We start from the raw sequence: 4,135 nt of genomic DNA, 5'->3' as shown, positions 1-4,135 counted from the left end.
CCGATCCGATTCGGTATCGCCGCCCCAATCCTGACGGTCAGTTCTCCGGTAACATCCTTGGTGAGGCAATGCGCACGCGTCGGCGCGATAGCCGCGCATCAACGTCGACAGTGCGCCGTTGCCGGTGCTTTCTTCCTCGGTGACGGTCTGCAGGTGGATGCGGCCCTGCGGCGCGTAGCCCGCAGCCCGGATCGCATCGAGCGCGTAAATCATCGCCGAGACGCCGGCCTTCATGTCCTGAGCGCCGCGGCCGTGCATCCAGCCGTCGCGCACCACACCGTCAAACGGCGGAAAATCCCAGAAATCGAGCGGGCCTTCCGGCACCACGTCGATATGGCCCTGCATGATCAGGCTACGTCCCTTCCCGTCGCCGTCATGGGTCGCCACGACTTGCCTCGAGCCGGCAAGATCGATCCCGTCCATCGGGGCCGCCTTCGGATGGCTCATCAGATCGACATCGGCGAGGCTGAAGGCATCGACCTTGTAGCCGCGCTCGGCCAGGCGCTCGGCCATCCAGGCCTGGAGTGGGGCCTCCTGGCCGCGCAGACTGCGGAATTGCACCAGGCGCGCGAGGAAGGCGACCTGGTCGTCAAAGTTGCGATCGACAGCAGCCCGCAATTCTTCGGCAAGACTGTTGGTCTTGGTCAGCTCAGTTTCCAAGGTCGTCTCCTGTGCGCAAGGGTCATTTCACCGAATGCCCATTGTTGGTCTGGTCGATTTTCGCCGGTCGTGGAGTTCAGGTGACGAGGCAGGATTCGAGGATCGAAAGTCCCTCGTCCACGATCTCGTCCGACGCCGTGAGCGGGACCAAGATCCGAATCGTGTTCGCAGTCGTGCCGCAGGACAGCAGGATCAGGCCGTTCTGGTGCGCGAGTCTGGTGACCTGACTGGTGGCTTCAGCGTCCGGCTCGTTGCTTCCCCGTTGCTTGAGCACATCAAAGGCGATCATCGCGCCCAATCCGCGAGCCCGGGAAATCGGCAGCAGATGATTGGCCTGCGCGAAACGATCGATCGCATCGCGCAAGCGCGCGCCGATCTTATTGGCGCGCGCAAGAAGGTTCTCTTGCTCGAACACATCGAGGACCGCAAGCGCCGCCGCGCATGCCAGCGGATGGCCTGCATATGTGCCTCCGAGGCCACCCGGCTCCGCCGCATCCATGATCGCGGCACGTCCGATCACGCCCGATAGCGGCAAGCCACCGGCAAGGCTCTTCGCGACACAGATAAGGTCTGGCTTGACGTCGTAGTGCTCCATCGCGAACATTTTTCCGGTCCGACCGAATCCGGTCTGAACTTCGTCCGCGATCAGCACGATCCCATTCTCGTCGCAAATGCGGCGCAGCCCGCGCATGAGTTCGGGGGGAGCCTGGTGGAAACCGCCTTCGCCTTGCACCGGCTCGATGATGATCGCCGCCACCTGGGATGCATCGATATCGGCCTTGAAAATGAAACCGATATAGCGCAGCGCGTCGTCGACGCTAATCTCGCTGCCACTGATCGGGAATGGCACATGCCACACGCCGGGAAGAGGGGAAACAACACCCTTCTTGTAGGGAACGACTTTTCCCGTCATTACCGACGCGAAAGCGGTGCGCCCGTGAAATCCCCCCGTAAACGCGATGACGCCAGTGCGGCCGGTTGCCGCACGAGCGATCTTGACCGCATTCTCGGTAGCCTCGGCGCCGGTCGTGAGCAGTATCGACTTCAGCGGCCCGCTGATCGGCGCCAGCGCATTGAGACGCTCGGCGAGTTCAACATAGGAGTCATACGGGGCGACCTGGAAACAGGTGTGCGTAAAGCGATCCAACTGATCGCGAACCGCCTTGATCACCCGCGGATGGCGATGACCGGTGTTGAGAACCGCAATGCCACCGGCAAAATCAACGTAACGTCGCCCCTCGACGTCCCAAAGCTCGCTGTTGAGTGCCCGCTCAGCGAAAACCGGTGTGGCATGACCAACACCACGGACCACCGCAGATTGTCTGCGTGACATCAGTTCGGAGTTTAGCGCCATTCTTACTTCCCCAAGTTGAGGGGACCGTAGTTGGCGCTATCGAACGAACAACCAGTTTTATTATCGCGCTATGGTGACTCACATGCACCGGTCGGACCGTTCGGTGCGCCGGCCAGCACATTTTGTAGCCAATTCCGCAGTGCAACAATCGCCAGGTCGCGCCAGCGCTCTTTCAAAGCGACCAATTGGTACGTTCCCATATAGACGGAGGTAGAGAGGAGTTCGACCAACGCGCCGGTGCGAAGGTCGTCCTCGACCAGGACGTCATTGGCGATCGCCACCCCCTGCCCCAGTCGCGCCGCCTCGATGGCGAGATGGGCATGCCAAAGACGCTGGCCGCCGAGCTGCGGCAAATCGACCAATCCGGCCAGCCGAAACCAGCGCTCCCATTGCTCCGTCGACTCTTCGTGGATCAACGCGATCGAGGCCAAGTCGGTCAGGCTCGTTATGGCGGGATGACGCGCCAGATAGCTCGGGCTGGCCACCGGGAAGACCCTCGGCCGGATCAAGGGCTCGGACGCGAGGTCGAGATGCGTGGTGATCACGTCGGCATAGACGATCTCGGCATCCGCCTCACCACGCGAGAGATCGGGGTGTGACAATGTTGGCTGCAGGTTAACTTCCCATCGGTTCGGTGGCCCCGTTAGCTCGGGAAGCCTCTGCAGCAACCGACGGTTGGCAATGCCGGGAATACACCAGATGTTCAGGGTGGTTCGCGACGGAGGACGCACCGCAACCGTAGCGCGCGCGATGATCTCAAACGCTTGCGACAATTGCTCATAGAGAAACGAACCTCGTTCGGTGAGCATGACGCCGCGACCTTGGGCGCGGACGAGCGTGACGCCGAGGCTTTCCTGGAGGTTCTGGATGTGACGCGAAACGACGGTATGGCTCACCGCCAGCTCATCGCCAGCGGCACGCATACTGCCGGTGCGGCCAACAGCTTCAAAAGCTCTCAACGCAACAAGGGATGGAACCCGGGGCCTGGTCATAGGGGTGTGGAGACAATCAGCGCTTCAATCGCCGAGGGTTATGCCTCACCTAAATATTTTCTTCAATTAGAACAGACACATCGTCGGGTGCCCTGTTCGCTCCTATACAAGGGCCATCGACCCATTCTCTCCCCGTGTCGTTCGCTTTAGGCCTATTCGGGCTGCTTCGACAGGAAGTCGATCATCAGACGTGCTATGTCGTCGACCTTCTCGTCTAGCGCGAAGTGACCGGCGTCGAGCAGATGAATCTCCGCATCCGGCAGGTCGCGCCTGAACGCCTCCGCGCCCGGTGCAATGAAGGATGGATCATAGCGTCCCCACACGATGAGCGTCGGCGGCTTGTGCTCGCGCAGAAACGCCTGCCATGCGGGGTAAGAGGCTACGTTCGTGCGATAGTCGTAGAGCAGGTCCGCCTGGATTTCGCGCTGCCCAGGCCGGGACAGGAACGCATATTCGTCGGTCCATGTATCGGGATTGTAGCGCTCGAGATTGGGGCTGTTGCCGATGTGACGGGCCTTGGCGCCTTCGAGCGAGGTGAAAGCGTCGACCTGCTCCGGGTGGGCATCACGATCGGCCCAATATTGCGCAATGCCGGTCCATTTGGCGCCGAGCCCTTCGCTGTAGGCGTTCGCATTCTGGATCACAAGCGCGCGCACCCGCTCGGGATGAGCCACCGTGATGCGGTAGCCAACCGGACCGCCATAGTCCTGCAGGTACAGGACGTAGCGGCTGATCTTGAGCTGCTCGAGTAAGGCGTTCGTGGTCTGGGCGAGATGGTCGAACGTGTAAGCGTAACGTGAGGGCGGCGGAGCCTCGCTCTGGCCGAACCCCGGATAATCAGGTGCGATCAGGTGATAGCGCGTGGCAAGAAGCGGAAGCAAAGCATCGAACATCCGCGAGGAGGACGGAAAGCCGTGCAACAGCACAATCGTCGGCGCGTCGCTCGGCCCCGCTTCACGATAGAAGATGCCGACGCCATCCACCTGCGTGCGATGATAAGTGATCGTGGCCGAGGTCGATGGCAAGGCTGCGGCCCGGGCGCCATGACCAACGGCTAGGCCGTGTGGACTCTTGGGATTCTCAAATCAGATTGAACGTGATTCAAGGCTTTCTTTTAGGAGGAAGCCTT

General features: G+C 61.2%; 4 protein-coding genes. All 4 read right to left on the bottom strand.

All coding sequences use genetic code 11. The features are described 5' to 3' along the window. Positions 1–660 (bottom strand): M20/M25/M40 family metallo-hydrolase (locus AAFX91_RS39625; protein ID WP_394570118.1); only part of this gene is annotated, 660 nt, incomplete at its 3' end. A gap of 76 nt (positions 661–736) precedes the next feature. Next, positions 737–2,014, bottom strand: coding sequence for a 4-aminobutyrate--2-oxoglutarate transaminase (gene gabT / locus AAFX91_RS39620; RefSeq protein ID WP_394570117.1), 1,278 nt, complete (start codon positions 2,012–2,014; stop codon positions 737–739). Positions 2,015–2,082: 68 nt separating this feature from the next. Next, a complete protein-coding gene (locus AAFX91_RS39615) occupies positions 2,083–3,006 on the bottom strand; it encodes a LysR substrate-binding domain-containing protein (protein WP_394570116.1) in 924 nt (307 codons plus the stop codon). A 152-nt stretch (positions 3,007–3,158) separates the two neighbouring features. Then, complete coding sequence (locus tag AAFX91_RS39610) at positions 3,159–4,031, bottom strand: alpha/beta fold hydrolase (RefSeq protein ID WP_394570115.1); 873 nt, start codon at positions 4,029–4,031, stop codon at positions 3,159–3,161. Positions 4,032–4,135: the final 104 nt, after the last annotated feature.

The organism is Bradyrhizobium sp. 31Argb (assembly GCF_043638955.1).
GTDB lineage: Bacteria > Pseudomonadota > Alphaproteobacteria > Rhizobiales > Xanthobacteraceae > Bradyrhizobium.
Note: the sequence above shows the minus strand (reverse complement) of the source record. Positions and strands in the feature narration are given on the sequence as shown.

What these genes read in the sequence shown, in the direction of transcription:
- gabT (WP_394570117.1), bottom strand. Translation starts at nt 2,014, where the DNA reads ATGGCGCTAAACTCCGAACTGATGTCACGCAGACAATCTGCGGTGGTC.
- AAFX91_RS39615 (WP_394570116.1), bottom strand. Translation starts at nt 3,006, where the DNA reads ATGACCAGGCCCCGGGTTCCATCCCTTGTTGCGTTGAGAGCTTTTGAA.